Below are 17,243 nucleotides of genomic sequence, written 5' to 3' on the forward strand. Positions count from 1 at the left end.
AAGAGGAACAATGGCAACACAGCAACACAGCACCTTGGGGCTCAATCAAGACGATGCCCGCACGCCTCAGACACGGACCAAGATCCTCGCCATCGCATGTGCGGTTGTACTCGCCGCGGTGTTCATTGGTTATCTGCCGGGGCTGCAGTACGCGGCAGAGCGCACTCCGACCGATTTGGTCATGGTGACCATCAGCTTCCTGATCTGCATGGCGTACAGCACCGAATTGAGTTCCGTACCCGTGGCGAGCAGACATACCGCCATCCCGCTGTTGGTGACGATGATGCTAATCACCGAGGGGTACAACAACCTGCTCAGTTTGCTGATCATCATCACCTTGGTGTGCGCGACTCTGTCTGCCCGTAACGTGTTCATCGGCAGCATCCGCGCCGCCGCCGCCCTCGTGCCGATTCCCATGGTGTGGTTTGTGCTCGGCGATTCGCCCAAGCTGCTGCACGAGATATTCACCTCTTCCATTCCCCGACCGGAAGCGTTGCATCTCATCATCACCAATTGTCTCCTCCCATTGGTCATCGCCACCGCATTGCTGCCGCTGGTCCGATTCGTCTGCGATATGGTCATGTTCTTCATCAGTGGCGTGCCGATCAGAAAATCCTTGGGCGAATATTCCTTCACCAGGATCATCGTCCTGTCCTTTGCCGATTTTGCTGCGATTGTGGTGACGATTCTGCTTCCGGCGATCTACCAGTATTCGGATCTCAAGATTACGGAGTCGCCTGTGCGCTCCATTCTCACGGTTTCCTTGGATGTCTACGCCCTGATTCTGATGAGCTTCTATACGTTGCGACGCATGGCCCGCGAGGAAGCGTCGTTGCGCTGCCTGCTGCGCATCAGTGACGCCCTGCCCTTGCCCAGCGCCCACACCGAGCACGCCTTGTCGAATATCATCAACCAATCGCTGCCGAATATCCGTTGCATCATGATGACCGATGACCAGATGACTCCACGGCCGTTCCATTCCTACCGCCATTCGCAACGCATCAAGGAGCAGGGCAGCCAGTACACCATCGTATTCGAACGCAGCATCTTCAACCGACCGTTCCTGCCCTCTGACGAGGAGGTGCTCGCTGCGGCGGCGTCAGTGCTCAACGAGGAGCTCCGTATGAATCGCGAGGTGGGTATGCTTCGGTCGGAATCCGAAACCGATCCGCTGACCGGCGCATATACGTATGCCGCATTCATCGCGAATCTGCGAAGCATGCAAACCGAAAGCTCCAGCAACAACGTCGCCGTGATTTATCTGAACATTGACCAGTTCAAGCGCATCAACGATCGGTATGGCCGTCTTGTGGGCAATTCCGTGTTGCGAACCACCACGGCTCGCATCAACGAACTCATCCCGGACGGCGCGTTCCTCGCCCGGGTCAGCGGCAACGAATTCGCTGTCATACTCAACAACTTCGATAAGGCGGAGGATGTCGAGAATCTCGCCGACCGTTTGCGCGACAGCACATCCCTGCCGATCCAGACCGAGATGGGAACGGTGTCCATCACCATGGTGACGTCGCTGTCCTTCGCCACATCCGAGGAGGGCGCCACCCAGCTGCTGATTGACGCGGGGCTCCATGAATCGGATATCACCACGCCGCTGCATCATCAGAACCAATCCACGGAGGAACATCTGGCGATGTCCGACGCGTTGCGTGACGCCATTCATCAGGATCGTCTGTCTGTGATGTATCAGCCCATCTTCCGCTTGGATGATCGTACTATCCAAGCCATCGAGATGTTCCCGCGCATTACCGACAGCCACAACCACCGGCTGGACTTCGACTTCATTCTGTCCGAAGCGCAACGGCTGGACCTTGGCTGCGAACTTACTCTGAGTATGTTGGATCATGGTGTCAAAGATCTGCTGGAGTTCCGCAAGATCACGCCGACCCTAAACAACCTGTGTCTGACCCTCAACGGCAGCGAACTCAATGATTCGAGATTCTATGAGCGCCTCGAAATGCTCAACAAGAACCATCCGGACATCACGATCTGCCTGCAATTCGGCGAAGCGGTGCTCAATACCGCACAAGTGCAATTCGACGACGATCTGGCGGGACTGACTTCCATGAGCAATGTGCGCATCGCGCTCACCCAGGCCGGCACCACATATTCCGAGGTCTCCGCTCTGGCCAACCTCCCGCTGAACGTCATCAAACTCGACCCGAGCATCGTCAACGGGTACGGGCATCCGCTGGCCATGAAAATCATCGGGCGTACCGTTGAATACGCCAAGGAGGACCATGTCCACCTCGTATTCAGCGGTATCAACACCGTGAAACAGACAGAACTGCTGCATCATGTGCACGGCAACGAGGCGCAGGGCAATGTCTATGCGAGCATCATGGCCGCCCCGGAGCTACGTATGCGACTGGAAACCATGGGCCTTGCCTTGGGCGCGCCGGAACCTGAGCCGCAATCCGCAACGTCTGCCGACACAACCCCGGAGACCGATGATCGGGCAGGCGAGAAGACGGACGGCAACGACATCACCAAACCGTCCTACGATTTGTGACCCGTTCCCCGACGGCAAGAGTGTGCGTCGCCCACGATTGCACGGGGCGACGCAGTTACGGTAATCGTGTGAAACTGCGCATCGGGAACCCCATAAGACAAGTGCACGCGGTAGGCTGGAACGGCAATCGAAACCGACCAACGGAAGACAACAGCCTACGTGCTGGTGACATCCGGCATTCGATAAGGACATTATGGGGTTCATTGATTTTCTGATCCGGCTGCTCAAGGATCCACGAGCGGCGATCGCATCCTGGATTGCCATGGGCGTCGCGCCTACGCTGGGATTCATTTTCCTGATTGTATTCATTGAAACCGGCGTGGTGTTCTTCCCGTTCCTGCCGGGAGACTCGTTGCTGTTCGCCGCGGGATGCTTCGCAGCGGCAGACGCGACCACCGGCAAAGCGGCGTTGCCGTTGAATCTGCTGTTGCCCGTCGTGTGGGCGGCGCCGGTGATCGGCGACCAGTGCAATTACTTCATCGGACATTTCTTCGGCCGGCGGATCATCGAATCCGGCAAAGTCAAGGCGATGACGCCGGAGCGACTCGCCCGCACCGAAGGCATGATCGACAAATGGGGGCCGCTCGCCGTGTTCCTGGGACGGTTCTTCCCCTTCATCCGCACCTTCATGCCCTTCATCTCCGGCATTTCCGGCATGAAGTGGCGTCGATTCACGCCGTTCTCCGTGTTGGGCGGACTGACATGGTCGACCCTGTTCACGCTGCTCGGGTACTTCTTTGGCGGCATTCCGGTCGTACAAGACAATTTCGAGCTGGTGATTGTGGCGATTCTGCTGATTTCGCTGACCCCGACCTTCGTGGGGCTGGTCAAGGCGAAGACCGGCAAGCGGCGCGGGCGTGCAGCCGAACCGGCCAGGCATGCGGCCGATACCGCTCCTAGCGAGGTTGCCGGCGTCGCCGATGAGGCCGCAGCGGATAATGCGAATGTTGCGGCCGCCACGGTCAAGAACGCGGGGATGCTTCCCAACGATTTGTCTGGGGCAGATGTGTTGAGCGCGCAGGCCATCGCTGCGGCTACCGTCAAGGATGCCGCCGACCTGTCTGAGGCGACACCGCACAACTGACCCGCCGCCCCAATCGGCGTAGGCGTATCGGTGGCCGATCTTCAATACATTGCGGCTGATGCATTGCCGCCGACGCATTGAAGATGACGACCAGACACATCAGATGCAACACGCCTATGGCACCATATCGGATTGCGTTTGGCGGTATCTTGTACTAGACTTTGGTGAGTTGTCTCGATGAGCAATCACCAGACACGGGGCTGTAGCTCAGTTGGTAGAGCGCTTCGTTCGCATCGAAGAGGTCGTGGTTTCGATTACCATCAGCTCCACGAAAAACCCTCCTGCATTCCACCGCAGGAGGGTTTTTCTTTATCAATCCGGCACGATCGCGCCAAATCCTCAACCGACGCTGACTCGTCCCTCAGCATCGTCAGGACCCTCTGCCGACACTGACAGCACCGTTAGCGTCGGCAGAAACAGAACCACAACCCTCCACCGACGCACACGACCCACTCAGCGGTTAAGGGATTATTAGTATTGTGAAGGATATGGCGAGTAAGAATGAGCCGGCCAAGCGATACATGCTTTAGTTGGCATTGTATCCAAATTTCCTACTTTGCAGGGCTTCTTTCCACCAAGATTCCCTTGCAATTATATCCTCTTTGGAAACATCATCAGTGAAGGTTTCGAGGATGGAGTATTGGAAATTGTCTTGAATATATGGGAGCCCCTTTTCGTTTACTAGCTCCCATAGCTTTTTGTTCGGATATTTGCCGTTTTCGACTTCGTCTTTATCGTAGCCGCTCTTTATGTAAGTTTCCCAGCGCCCCAGAATACCATTTGCTCCATATGCTGAGCCGACATAGAGCTTTCCGGTATTTTTATCTGTAATTAGGTAAATGCCTTTGCGACAGCGTAAGGCCGTGCGCCATTCTGAGGATTCAGATTCAAGTTTTTCTTTAATTCGCGGTAACCCACGGATACGTTCTTATATCCAGGGAAGGTTGTATCGTTCAGGGTCTTGTCTGAGTTCCAGACTTCGATAACTTCAAGATCATCGATGATACCCTTCGCTAAACGAACGCCATTCTGAGACTTCTTATGAAATCTTACAACCAATCTGAAGTTGTACTTCTTGGTCAAATACTCAGCTGTCGCTGGTTGAGATTGGCCATTGTCTTTTATGACTTTGACAATTCCGGTCATTAGCCAATAATCGTCGCGGATTCGAATGAAACCTATTGCGATAACTCCATCTTTGAAAAAGATTTTTTTCTCGTTATGTACAAGAGCAGTAAGGTTAATCTCATCTTGTTTGGATGGATCTTCGGCGTCGGCGTTCGGGTTGAAACCAATATCACTCTTGGGCACCATGAAACGGATTTTTGTTCTGTCAATTTCTTCCCTCGTTAATTGGAGTAGATCGTTTAATCTGATAGTTTCCATGTTTGATTACTCCTTTGTAACCCTGTCGCCATTTAATACTTGGTATCAATGCAGGCGTACATGAGCAATGACACCGCGGAGAAGCGTTCTCCCAATAACTCGTATATTGTATATCATTCTACTTTTCGGAAACTCCCAGCTCTTGCGGGTATAGACATTCTTGTCATGTAAGATACGTCTGACGGTGTCGGCGCTCACTCCAAGCACTTCCCCCTATTTCCTACGGTTTATACCATTCTGAGTACATCTGCATAATCATCTCGGCGAGGACTTTCTTCTTGGCGCATTGATTCGTGGCTTCAATTCCGTTGTCTTTTAAAACTCTGCTAATAGTCGCTCTATGGCAGCCAAATTCCCATGCTAACTCGTAGGTAGATTTGCCCTGCTGATATTTCACGATGATTGTTCGACTTTCCACCTCTGAGAGAGTTTTTGTTACTGAGCAACGGATTTTACGATAGAATTGGGGGTCGTAGGATAAATCTGTGATGAATGGATCTACGTTAGTATTTACAGGGGTAGCATGATATTCTTTAATGTATTTTGCAACTATTAGATAATTCTTCGAGTAGGTTTGCGATAGCTCCACGAAAAATCCTCCTGCATTCCACCGCAGGAGGGTTTTTCTTTACCTTGTGAGTCGATAGCGGGGTTCTGGGGGCAACCGTCGCAGTTATGGGTTATCAGGGTTATCGCCGAAATGCGTGCACGATGGCCGCCCAATAGGGTCATCGGGATTATCGGTCAACACGAATGTCCGGCGTTTCAGCAATGCGTGCGCCCGCTGCTACTCTCCCGCAGACCGGTCATCCTTCAAACTGACCTCTCCTACAAACTGGTTACGTGGAATGGCCAGTTAGCGTCAACAGTTTGCACCACCACACAAACCAGCCACACGGAACGCCCGACCAGCGTCAACGGTTTGTACCACCACACAAACCAGCTACGCGGGATGGCCGACCAGCGTCAACAGTTTGTGAGGGGAGGGCGTTGGCTCTTGGGGATTATCGATTGATGAATCGATTGACCGATTGATTGATGAGCAGATTGATTGATGAGCAGATTGATTAACCAATCGCAGTAGCGGCATCAGTCGTCGCGGGAGAGGACATCGATATCACGCACGCCATCAATCTGCGCGATATCACCGATGCAATCATGCAAATCGCTGGTATTGCCCGCAAGTCGCAATTCGACCGCAGCGCCCTGCCACGTATCCCCATCGACATCATGCGTGGAAACAACCTGCGTTTCAAACCCGTGCCGGGCAGCAAGCAACAACGCCTGACGCAATGCACCCTTGCCATCCTGATATGTCACGCGAATAACGTAGTCGCGATCTCGTTTCAGTACCCACACCACGAAGGGAGCGATCGCCAACACCACGACAAAATACAGTCCGGTAATCAGCAGCGCCAACGGGAACATGCCTGCCCCGCACGCCATACCTACAGCGGCTGCGATCCATATCGCGCATGCGGTCGTCAATCCGCGGACCGTATCGTGGTTGAAGAAAATCACGCCTGCGCCAAGGAATCCGATACCTGTGACCACTTGCGCCGCAATACGCGAGGCGTCCCACGTGACCGAAGCACCGACAACCGCCGGAACACCCTCAATCGACACCATGGTGAACAGGCAGCTGCCCACACCGACCAGAATATGCGTGCGGATTCCCGCATCTTTGCGACGGGCCTCCCGTTCGAAGCCGATCAGCCCGCACAGTACCAACGCCGCCACAACAGCGACGACATCCATCCACGACAACGGCACCACACGCATACCAGCGCCTCCACATGATTCAACGAGCCTGCTGATTCCAAGCCTAGCGCGGCCGCACTGGAAGACACAGCGCTCCATAATCGCGATCGCGGGTTCGAGTCGCTGAACGGTGAAAGCGCTCATGGTTCCATTGGATTCCGCCCGGGCTTCCTACGACGACGCCAGGCAATGCCGTCACCAATGTGCCCGGCAACCGAAAATGCAAGGATACAAGCGGCGGCACCCTACCGCCGCGCAGCAGACGCTCCCGCCCCGGACTCCCCTGCCACGCGTTGTCTCACGAACTGATCGAACGTCTCGGCGGTGATTCCCTCGTAACCACGTATCGACGCGTATTGCGGCCCATGGGACGTGTCGGCGCGCATGTAACCGGTCTGGGCGATCGTAGTCGCGCCGGAACCCGACGCGGAGCGCAGGCCGCTTATCGAATCCTCGACGGCAACGCAATACGGCATCATATCCGGCTCGATGCCGAGCAACTTGCCTGCCGCAAGATATGGCGCGGGATCAGGCTTCTTCGCAACATCATCGTCCCCGCAAATATAGCCGACGAACACACCGTCCGGCGCTTGGTCGACCAAGTTCTGTGCAAGATTGCGTGGCGATGTCGTCACCAGCACCGACGGAATCCGCGCGGCAGCCAGCGAGCGCAGTACGTCCAACACACCTGGAATCCAGGGCATGCGCAAACGCTCCTGCTGCGCAACATAATCGACCATGCCTTGGGAGATTTCCTCGACGGTCAATGCCGTGCCGCGTTCGATCATCTGCCGGGCGACCTGGGGCACCGGGGTGCCGGAGCCTTGCCAGGCGAGGTCCTCGTCCCAGTAGCCGCCGTGGGCCGCAGCGAGACGCAGTTCGGATTCATGCCAATAGGGTTCTGAGTCGATAAGTGTGCCGTCCATATCCCAGAACACTGCTTGCAACATATCTGCCTCACTTGTGGAAAGTCATGCCGATGCGCGGCCGTCTGCGGGACAGCGCCCGGGCGGTCCACCGTCGTCATCTTCTCATAAGGCACGTAGAAGCTGGTTCGGTTAAGCTGTCATGGCGCGCAGGAGCCATCGGCATGGCCGGCAGCCCCACAAAGCCTTGCAGGCGCAATCCTTCTGGGAGAACTGGCGGATTTTCCCAATCCTCGCGCAAACTCCCATATCGAGCGCGGGAGATTGCAGGGAATCGGCCATCCCGCGGACAAACTCCCAACAAGAACGTTGGAAATCCGCGATTCAAGAAAAACACCCCAGAAACCCAAAACGGGAGAACACCGACGAATCAGCGCATCCGCGACAAAACTCCCGCACAAATCCGGGACTTCTTCGCCCACCAGCCCATGACGGCACAAACTCCCACGTCAAACCGAGACTTCATCACCCACCAGCCCATCTCAAGACAATCTCCCGAAACCATCCGGGACTTCTTCTCCTGCCCGCCAACGCACTACATGCCCGATGCCCCCTGCGCACCCGCCCAGACACAACAAAAACCGCACACCCGAATGGGTATGCGGTAAATGGAGATGAAGATTAGACTGCCGGGACCACCACCGGCATTCGACGCGTCAGCGGCGTGCGGTTTCTCCATACGGGCACGGGTTATCGGTATCCCCAGATGACCATGGACCGCGATGTGGAGCGTTGCGCATCCGTCCCGCTTGACGGCAATGCACGGGTGTCCTCGTGAATATCGCGCCGCCACATACGGGCACGTCGTGAACGCTTCACTTGCATGATGCCACCATCCGCGTCAGCTGCGAAGATACTTGAATCTTCCGGTTCGCGCAACCGTTTGATCTGTCGGCGCAATTGGCGGTTTTCTTCTTCAAGTTCCAAAATCCGCGCGACGCCGGCCAGATTGATGCCCTCGTCCTGGCTGAGCCGCTGCGCTTGGACCAGCCGGTGGATATCGCGTAGCGAATAGCGACGGGCGCCGCCTTCTGTGCGATCCGGCGTGACCAGACCCAGCCGGTCGTATTGCCTGAGCGTCTGTGGGTGAATGTCTGCGAGCTGTGCGGCATGTCCCACGGTGAACAGCGGCAGGTCGATATCGAACCCCACATCATCGGCGCCGTCGAGGTCGGCACGGCCTTCGACCAGCGCCACCGCGCACATGTCATACAGCGCGCGCACTTGTGGTGTCACCCGTGCCATGATTCCTCCTCCCGATGGTGTGTGTACATATGTGTTGCGTGTGCATATGCGTTGCGCAGCGAGCCCGCAAGCACGCAGTCTGCTGTCAGATTTCGTTGCCGTGTCTAGTTGCCAGATCTGAGCGATGCCGCCGCTGCCGTGCCAGAGCTTGACCACGCGGCCGCGCTGTCGAGTTGAGCCCGCGTTCGTGCAGGCTCAACCGAACGTTGGATGCGCAGCATTCCGCGCGTGATGGCATTCGATTCATCCATCGTCCACGGTCGCAGGCTCTGCCCACCGCCGGGCGGCATCGACATATCTCAGCGGGCGTATATCAACGCCTGTCAGCGTTCTCCAGCGAGTTGATCCACGAAGTCGCCGGTGGCAGAGTCGAATTCCTTCGCCGCGTGTTTGACGCCCAGACCCGGTTTCGACGGCACCCGGATCTGCACGCGGGCGACCAGATCGCCGTCGCGTCCAGGGACGCCATGACCGTCAAGCCTGATTTCCTCGCCGCTGGATGAGCCGGCAGGCACCTTGAAGGTCACCTCGTTGCCGTCGATATCCGTCGCTTTGACTTTGGCGCCGCATACCGCCTGTCCGACACTGACCGGCAGATCCATGACGATGTCGTGTCCACGCAGCGAGAACTTCGGATCTGCCTTGACATGAACGGTGAGGTACATGTCTCCCGGCTTGCCGCCGTACAGCCCAGACTTGCCCTTGCCAGGGATGCGGATCTTCTGCCCGTCTTCCACGCCTGCAGGTACATGGGTTTTGAACTGTTTGCCGTCTACGCGCAAGGACACAGTGGCGCCCTTGACCGCTTGGCGGAACGTCAGCGTGATATTCGACTTGCGATCCGCCCCCTGTTGCGGGCGCGGCGTCTCCCGGTATTCGCTGCGAGCACCGCCGAACGGTGATCCCGCGCCGGCACCTGCACCAGCGCCGCCGCCGAACATCGAGAAGATATCGTCCATATTCGGCTGGCCGCCGCCGGATGTCGAGAACCGGATATGCGTACCGCCGTTGCCGGAACCGCCTCCGAACATCGACCCGAAGATGTCCGAGAACCCGGATGTGTCGAATCCACCCTGGCCGGAACCGCCGGCGAACCTTGCTCCGCCCATGCCGAACTGCCGAATCGCATCATATTTCTGACGCTGATCCTTGTTGCTCAGCACATCGTATGCTTCGGAGATGTCCTTGAACTTCTCTTCGGCTTCTTTGGTCTTGTTCAAATCAGGGTGATATTTGCGCGCCAGTTTGCGGTACGCTTTCGTGATATCGGCTTCGCTGGCGTCCTTGGAGACACCGAGGACCTTGTAGAAATCCTTGCTCAGCCATTCATTCTCAGCCATCTATGCCTCCCATCCCCATAGATTCTGCGCGGTGCGTGAATGCGTGTGCGCTCCTGTTGTTTCTCCACGTGTGATGTACGCGTGGTATTCGTTTGTCGTAGCCGCTGGGCCGCGCCCATCCGTGACTGGATTTGCGCGGCCCGGCGAACGTGGTTCCGGCCGTCCGCCGCACCTGCTGGGAGGCGTATGGCGCCACCTGCTCAATGCGCGACGGCTGGTGGTGACGGGAGTATGGTTCCCGTCGTGAGGTCAGCTTTGAGGCATGGACACCACAACGCGAGCAGCCCTCACGACGCGATCGCCGATTCGGTACCCCGCCTCGACGACGGTGTCAACTGTCTCTTTCTTGGCTTCGGGATCCGGCTTCTGCAGGACCGCCTCATGCTTGGTCGGATCGAAATCCTCACCTTTCTCGCCGAATTTTTCGACGCCGAATTTGGCGAAGGTCTTGTCGATCTTGGTAGCGACGGCCTTGAACGAATCGTCCATCTGCCCGTGTTCACGGATGCGGTCGATATCGTCCAATGCCGGCAGCAGCGAGGTCAGCACGTCAACAATGCCGTATTGGCGGCTCTGTTCGCGCTCTTTGTTCATGCGGTTGCGGTAGTTGATGAACTCCGCCCGCTCTCGTTGCAGCGCTTCCAAGTATTCGGCGGCTTCCTTCTTTGCCTGGCCCAAGGGGGTCAGGGAGCCGTCCTTGTCATGGTCGGCGTCGCCGTCCTTGCCGTTGTCAGCTGCATCGGCGGAAGCGTGCTGTGCATCGGCTTGCGCGGATTGCGCGGCTTGCTTGTTGCCGTCTGCGGCTGTGGCAGGCTTCGCGTCTGACGGCGCTGCACTGCCCGCCTTGTTGGCATCCGATGCCTCGTGATGCGGCTGATCGGCGCCGCTGGCGGCGTCGGCGGACTGTCCGCCCGCTGTCGTCGGCGCGTTCTGCTCATGCGACCCTCCGGCCGTGCCGGATGTGTTCTCGCCGTTGAGCGAGTCGACATCCGGCAGGTCCTTGAGGTAATCGTCCTTGTTGAAGTCGGACATTACTTGTTGTCCTTCTTGTCGTCGTCATCGTCCACGACTTCGGCGTCAACCACGTCGTCGTCGGAGGACGAAGCCGCACCGGAAGCCTGACCAGCAGCACCCGCACCGGCAGCGCCAGCAGCACCTTCAGCACCCTGCTGGGCGTACAGCGCCTGACCGATCTTCTGCGCAGAGGTCATCAGCTCGCTCTGTGCGGTCTTGACCTTCTCGATGTCGTCACCCTTCAGGGCTTCCTTCAGGGCGTTGACTTTCTCGGTGACTTCCTTGACCACGTCGTCGGACAGCTTGGCCTTGTTGTCGTTGACGAGCTTCTCGGTGGAGTAGGCGAAGGATTCGGCCTGATTGCGGGTCTCGGCCTCTTCCTTGCGCTTCTTGTCCTCGGCCTCGTGGGCTTGGGCTTCCTTGACCATGCGGTCGATCTCGTCCTTCGGCAGGGCGGATCCGCCGGTGATGGTCATGGACTGCTCCTTGCCGGTGCCCTTGTCCTTGGCGGACACGTGCACGATACCGTTGGCGTCGATATCGAAGGTGACCTCGATCTGCGGAACGCCACGCGGAGCCGGAGCGATGCCGGTCAGCTCGAAGGTGCCCAGCGGCTTGTTGTCACGGGCGAATTCACGCTCGCCCTGATAGACCTGGATGAGCACGCTCGGCTGGTTGTCCTCAGCGGTGGAGAAGATCTCGGAGCGCTTGGTCGGGATGGCGGTGTTGCGGTCGATGAGCTTGGTCATGATGCCGCCCTTGGTCTCGATACCGAGGCTCAGCGGGGTCACATCGATCAGCAGGACGTCCTTGCGGTCGCCCTTGATGACGCCGGACTGGACGGCTGCGCCGACTGCGACGACCTCATCCGGGTTGACGGACTGGTTCGCTTCCTTGCCGCCGGTGAGCTCCTTGACGAGCTCCTTGACCGCCGGCATACGGGTGGAACCGCCGACGAGCACGACATGGTTGATGTCGCTCACGGAGATGCCCGCGTCGGACAGCACGTTGTTGAACGGCGTGCGGCAGCGGTTGAGCAGGTCGGAGGTCATTTCCTCGAAGTGTGCGCGGGTGAGCGTCTCGTCGAGGTGAACCGGGGTGCCGTCAGGCGTCATGGCCAGGTACTGCATGGAAATCTGCGTGCTGGTGGCGCTGGACAGTTCCTTCTTCGCCTGTTCCGCGGCTTCCTTCAACCGCTGCAGGGCGATCTTGTCCTTGCTCAGGTCGACGCCGTACTTGTTCTTGACTTCGCCGACAAGCCAATCGATGATCTTCTGATCCCAATCATCGCCGCCGAGGTGGTTATCGCCGTTCGTGGCCTGCACCTGGATGGTGGAGAAGCCGTCGTCGTCCTTGCCGATTTCCAGCAGGGAGACATCGAAGGTGCCGCCGCCGAGGTCGAAGACCAGGATGCGCTCGTCTTCCTTGCCCTTTTCAAGGCCGTATGCCAGTGCGGCTGCGGTCGGCTCGTTGATGATACGCAACACGTTGAGGCCTGCGATCTTGCCGGCGTCCTTGGTGGCCTGGCGCTGGGCGTCGTTGAAGTATGCCGGGCAGGTGATGACGGCGTCGGTGACGGGCTCGCCGAGCTTCTGTTCGGCGTCCCTCTTGAGCTTCATCAGGATCTGTGCGGAAATCTCCTGCGGAGTCCACTTCTTGCCGTCGATTTCGACCGACCAGTCAGTGCCCATGTGGCGCTTGACGGAGCTGATGGTGCGGTCAACATTGGTGACGGCCTGGCGCTTGGCGACTTCGCCGACCAGGATTTCGCCGGACTTGCTGAAGGCCACCACCGACGGGGTGGTGCGTGCGCCTTCCGCGTTTTCGATAACGGTGGGTTCGCCGCCTTCCAGCGTTGCGATGCAGGAGTTTGTCGTACCCAAATCGATACCAACTGCGCGTCCCATATGTTCTCCTTTATTGTTGCCTATGTTGTCTACGTCTTTGCCCAAGTGGCGCCGTCCGAAGACCGCACCTTGGATGCTTCCAAAACTTGAGCCTACATCACTCAACTTTGAATGGTCAACTTTTATTCCCACATGTCACGAAAATTTTTTCCGCCCATGCAAGCGAGCCACGCCGATGCCGTCAGCAAGCCAAAACACGCATGCCTGAAACGGGCCAGACCAGCTCCCCCTAACAACAAACGCCGGCCGACCGCGAAACCGCGGACCTGCCGGCGTTGTCCGCCCCGAAGGACGTCACACACTAGGAATTTAGAAGAAGGATTCGGAGATTCCCCACGGAGCCCCGACAAGGGCATCCGGATGGTTTCGAGCCTGCCGTACTCGCCAAACCCGACCCGCGAGAGGCCAGTCCAGCCAATCGGCCGACCCGAATGCCCTCCGGGGCAGCGGCAGCAGCCACAGCACACCAAAGGACATGCGGGGACTCCCTATTCAGTTATCGCGGCATTCGCCGGAGCCCTTTGGCGGCACCACCGCTGACACCGCCGCGGGGCTTACTTCCGAGCGAACATGCCGCGGCGCCATGCGGCGAGCAAACCACCGGCGACGGCGAGTGCAAGCGCCACCATCACCGTGCCGAGGATGCGGGTACCGGTTTGGCCGAGGGCGCCCACCAGGGCACCGGCCAACCCGGCTTGCTGGGCCTTGTCGCCAGCCTTGTCGCCAGTCTTCGGCGCGACCACCACGTTGCTTGCACCGTTGCCGGTGAGGCCGAACTCAGTCGCGACTTTCGTGCCGGACTGTTTGCCGGTGACGGTCAGCGTGTAGGTCGATGTGCTCGGGTCGAAGCCCTTGACACCATTGAAGTCGATGGTCGTGGTCTCACCGGTGGCGACGCGCACGCCGGAGACCGGGGTGTCATCGTTCGACGAGGCGAGCACGGCACCGGTCTCCGTGTCTTGCAGCTGGTAGCCGAGCACTGCATCGCCGTTGAACCCGGTGACCTTGGCCACGCCGTCCTTGACGGAAACCTTGGCGTTGGAGGACAGCGCGTTGATTTCCTGGGTCGAGCTGGCCAATCCGAGCGTCTTGGCGATGGTGAAGAAGTTGTCGGTCTGGTCGGTCAAGCCGTTGACGCGCGATGCGCCGGGGCCGGAAGCCGCGATGCGCAGCTGGGTGCCGGTGTGGCTCATCGAACCGCCCTTATCCATCGGCGAGGAGGACGTCGCGTAGGCTACATACAGCGCAGAGCCGTCGGCGGAACGCAGCGGGGTGGTCAAGCCGTAGTATGTCGGCCAAGAGACGATTTGGCTCGTGTGCGCGTGGTCAGCGGTCACAATGATCAGCGTGTTGGACAGGTCGACCTTCTTCAGCGCTGCTGCGATGGCCTTGTCGAGGTCGTCGGTTTCACCGATTTGGCCGCAGGCGTTGGCGTTGTGGTCCTGCTTGTCGATGGAAGCGCCCTCGACCTGCAGGAAGTAGCCGTTTTCCTTGCCGTTCTTGTTCGAAGACAGCAGGTCGATCGCCTTGTCGGTCATATCAGCCAGCGAGGCTCCCTTGTTGCCGAGCCATTCGGAGTTCTGGGTGCAGGTGACGAGGCTCTGATTGCCGTCCTTCTGTCCGGCGAGCGACATCTTGACGGCGGTATCGTAATCGTACGGCGTGGACTCGTTGTATTGGGTAGGCATATTCCCGGAGGAGAACAGGCCGAGCACTGGCGAATCCTGGTTCGCTTCCTTCAACGAGCTCAGTTGAGCCGGATCTTCGAAGTACTGGTATCCGCGGGTCTTCGCCTGTTCCTTCAGCGTCATGCCCTTGTACTCACCGGCCTGGGCGGTCTGGTTGAAGTACTTGTTGCCGCCGCCGAGCGTCACATCGGCACGCGTGTCGAGCAACTGCTCGGAGATGGAACCGATGCCGCCGTTCTGCTTGAGCTGGGCGACATCGCAACGCTTGGCGGAATCGTCGGAGCTGCCGTCGGTCTTGCCCTGCGGCCCGTAGCAGGAGCGTTGGGTGGAGTGGGATTCCATCACTGCCGGGGTGGCGTCCTGGATTTCCGCGGTGGTCACATTACCGGTCGCCAGCCCCTTGGCTTTGGCCAGCTCGATGAGGTTCATCTGCGGGTTGAAGCTGTTGTCCACGGAAACCGCGTTGTTATAGGTCTTGGTACCGGTCGCCCATGCAGAACCGGAAGCGGCGGAATCCGTCACCGCCGTGATTTGCTGGCGACGGTCTCCCGAGCCATCGCCCGCAGCGTAGGTCGTGTATTGTCCGACGCCGGTTTCCTTTGCGCTGGTGGCACCGGCTTGACCGATTTTGTCGATGCCTTCAAGCGTGCCGCCGGGACCATACAGGTAGTCGCGGGCAACGGTGATTTCGGAGTCACCCATACCGTCGCCAATGAACAGGATTACATTCTTCGCCTTGCCGGTTGCCGGCGTGTTGGCGATGCGCTGAGCGCCGCCATGGCTGCTCAAGGTTGCAAGGCTCGGGGTTCCCGCGGCGAGCGCGCCGGGAGCCAGAGCCACGCAGACGGCGCCGGCCATAAGAGCCGAGACGCCCGCCATGATCTTTGATCGAATTGGTTGCTTCACTTCTTTTCCTTTCCTCGACGAAAACCGAGGCAGGCCCCTGTTCGTTCGCCTGCGAACCATGTGGTTGTTGAGTCGGTTTTCGTTCCGTTTGCACGCTATGACGTCAAAGCATCGGGCAACGTTCGCACAGCCGAAGGGCAGTCCAACTCTTGGTGAATTCTCAGAAAATTCGCGCTCTTGGTCGATACGCGGAATCATGGTTGCGCAACCATCGCCAGCGAAGCTTGACAACGTTTGCAAATTTTATGAAACAGCTGTATACTGTCAAGACGGAATCAGCGTTGAATCTTGATGGCAAGCGCACGAAGCAAAGGGGCAGGAATGACAAAGGCTGGCATTCGAGATGTCGCCAGAGTGGCGGGAGTATCCATCTCAACGGTTTCGCGGGCCTTCACTCGCCCAGAACTTGTATCCGAGAAAACCCGGCGAAAAGTGCTCTTCGCTGCGGACAGGCTGGATTTCAACATCTCTCGCTCCGCCACTTCGCTGAAAACCGGTCAGGCATACCGTGTCGCGCTTCTGATGAACGAGGAGATCACCAGCTGGTTCAACACCGAAGTCTTCGCCGGCATCAACGACATCCTTCACGATGCGGGGTATGACATCTCCCTGTTCCAACACATCGACACCGCCGAAAACCGCAAGGAGTTCTTCACCACCTTGCCTGTCCGCCGCAATGTCGACGCCGTATTCGTTAACTCTTTCGCCATCGATTCTTACGAAGTCGAACAGCTCGAACGCATCCATGTCCCGATTATCGGCATCAACACGCCATCCACCTCGAATTTTGACGCCTCCGTCAGTATCAACGACGAAGAGGGCATGTTCATGGCGGCTCAGCATCTGATCAATCTCGGTCACCGCCATATCGTGTACACCTGCTCGGAGCCCGCCGAAGGCATCACATCGAGTATCGACGACCGCGGCCGCGGGTTCGTGCGCGCCTGCAAGGCGGCGGAACATAATCACGACCTGCAATGGCAGGTATTGTCCGTCCCCCGCGGCCGTGCATTCGCCGACTCCGCACTGACGGCGTTGCTGGCGCTCGACGAATTTCCGGACGCCATCTGCTGCCAGATGGATATGATGGCCATTCCGCTGGTGCTCAAACTCGAACGGTACGGTCATACCACCCCAAGGGATTACTCGATTATCGGCTTCGACGACAGTCCATACGCCGATACGATCAATCTGACCACCATGCGGCAAGATCCGCGCGATATGGGCCGGAACGCCGCCATCAAGGCGCTGAAACTCATCGCTGATAAGCCGCTGGACAACCCGCACGAAATCATCCAACCCCAGCTGGTGCTGCGCGGATCGGACGCCGTGTTCAAACAGTAGGATCGCCCGGCGCGCCGAGGAAGCGCGGAAGCTTCCCGCTCGGCGCTTCCCGCCATACCCAGCAGTACAGCGGTGTCGAAACAGCCATAGGGCGACTCCGCCGCTCCGGCAACCC

At 58.3% G+C, this 17,243-nt stretch carries 11 protein-coding genes, 1 tRNA gene and 1 pseudogene; 4 read left to right on the top strand and 9 right to left on the bottom strand.

All coding sequences use genetic code 11. The features are described from left to right. Positions 1–10: 10 nt before the first annotated feature. The 3 genes and pseudogenes from DSM100238_RS05480 to DSM100238_RS05490 all read left to right on the top strand — a co-directional run bounded on the left by DSM100238_RS05480 (position 11) and on the right by DSM100238_RS05490 (position 3,880). Positions 11–2,527, top strand: a complete 2,517-nt coding sequence (locus DSM100238_RS05480) for an EAL domain-containing protein (protein WP_167511060.1) — start codon at positions 11–13, stop codon at positions 2,525–2,527. A 193-nt stretch (positions 2,528–2,720) separates the two neighbouring features. Continuing rightward, positions 2,721–3,380, top strand: a pseudogene (locus DSM100238_RS05485) (DedA family protein); the annotation flags it as partial. A gap of 427 nt (positions 3,381–3,807) precedes the next feature. Beyond that, a tRNA-Ala gene (locus tag DSM100238_RS05490) sits at positions 3,808–3,880 on the top strand. Between the two features lie 562 nt (positions 3,881–4,442). Here DSM100238_RS05490 and DSM100238_RS05500 read toward each other — a convergent pair. The 9 genes from DSM100238_RS05500 to phoA all read right to left on the bottom strand — a co-directional run bounded on the left by DSM100238_RS05500 (position 4,443) and on the right by phoA (position 15,757). Next, the gene (locus DSM100238_RS05500) at positions 4,443–4,997 is read right to left on the bottom strand and encodes a hypothetical protein (RefSeq protein ID WP_152355685.1); all 555 of its coding nucleotides are present in this window, start codon (positions 4,995–4,997) and stop codon (positions 4,443–4,445) included. Between the two features lie 220 nt (positions 4,998–5,217). Continuing rightward, positions 5,218–5,586, bottom strand: coding sequence for a helix-turn-helix domain-containing protein (locus DSM100238_RS09345; RefSeq protein WP_167511061.1), 369 nt, complete (start codon positions 5,584–5,586; stop codon positions 5,218–5,220). A 500-nt stretch (positions 5,587–6,086) separates the two neighbouring features. Continuing rightward, positions 6,087–6,902, bottom strand: a complete 816-nt coding sequence (locus DSM100238_RS05505) for an MgtC/SapB family protein (RefSeq protein ID WP_240812365.1) — start codon at positions 6,900–6,902, stop codon at positions 6,087–6,089. Between the two features lie 101 nt (positions 6,903–7,003). Beyond that, positions 7,004–7,708 carry an HAD family hydrolase gene (locus DSM100238_RS05510; protein WP_152355686.1) on the bottom strand — a complete coding sequence of 235 codons (705 nt, stop codon included), beginning with the start codon at positions 7,706–7,708 and terminating at the stop codon, positions 7,004–7,006. A 666-nt stretch (positions 7,709–8,374) separates the two neighbouring features. Beyond that, the gene (locus DSM100238_RS05515; RefSeq protein WP_152355687.1) at positions 8,375–8,929 is read right to left on the bottom strand and encodes a heat shock protein transcriptional repressor HspR; all 555 of its coding nucleotides are present in this window, start codon (positions 8,927–8,929) and stop codon (positions 8,375–8,377) included. A 323-nt stretch (positions 8,930–9,252) separates the two neighbouring features. Further along, positions 9,253–10,269, bottom strand: a complete 1,017-nt coding sequence (locus DSM100238_RS05520; protein ID WP_152355688.1) for a DnaJ C-terminal domain-containing protein — start codon at positions 10,267–10,269, stop codon at positions 9,253–9,255. 249 nt (positions 10,270–10,518) lie between these two features. Continuing rightward, positions 10,519–11,301 (bottom strand): nucleotide exchange factor GrpE, encoded by a 783-nt coding sequence (gene grpE / locus DSM100238_RS05525; RefSeq protein ID WP_152355689.1) that lies wholly within the window; start codon positions 11,299–11,301, stop codon positions 10,519–10,521. Then, complete coding sequence (gene dnaK, locus DSM100238_RS05530; RefSeq protein WP_152355690.1) at positions 11,301–13,190, bottom strand: molecular chaperone DnaK; 1,890 nt, start codon at positions 13,188–13,190, stop codon at positions 11,301–11,303. The genes grpE and dnaK overlap by 1 nt, the downstream gene beginning before the upstream one ends. A gap of 554 nt (positions 13,191–13,744) precedes the next feature. After that, positions 13,745–15,757, bottom strand: a complete 2,013-nt coding sequence (phoA, locus tag DSM100238_RS05535; protein ID WP_152355716.1) for an alkaline phosphatase — start codon at positions 15,755–15,757, stop codon at positions 13,745–13,747. Positions 15,758–16,105: 348 nt separating this feature from the next. On the opposite strand from phoA, the gene DSM100238_RS05540 reads away from it, so the two are divergent. Continuing rightward, positions 16,106–17,128 carry a LacI family DNA-binding transcriptional regulator gene (locus DSM100238_RS05540; protein WP_152355691.1) on the top strand — a complete coding sequence of 341 codons (1,023 nt, stop codon included), beginning with the start codon at positions 16,106–16,108 and terminating at the stop codon, positions 17,126–17,128. Positions 17,129–17,243 lie beyond the last annotated feature (115 nt).

The organism is Bifidobacterium apri (genome assembly GCF_009299485.1).
GTDB classification, from domain to species: domain Bacteria; phylum Actinomycetota; class Actinomycetes; order Actinomycetales; family Bifidobacteriaceae; genus Bifidobacterium; species Bifidobacterium apri.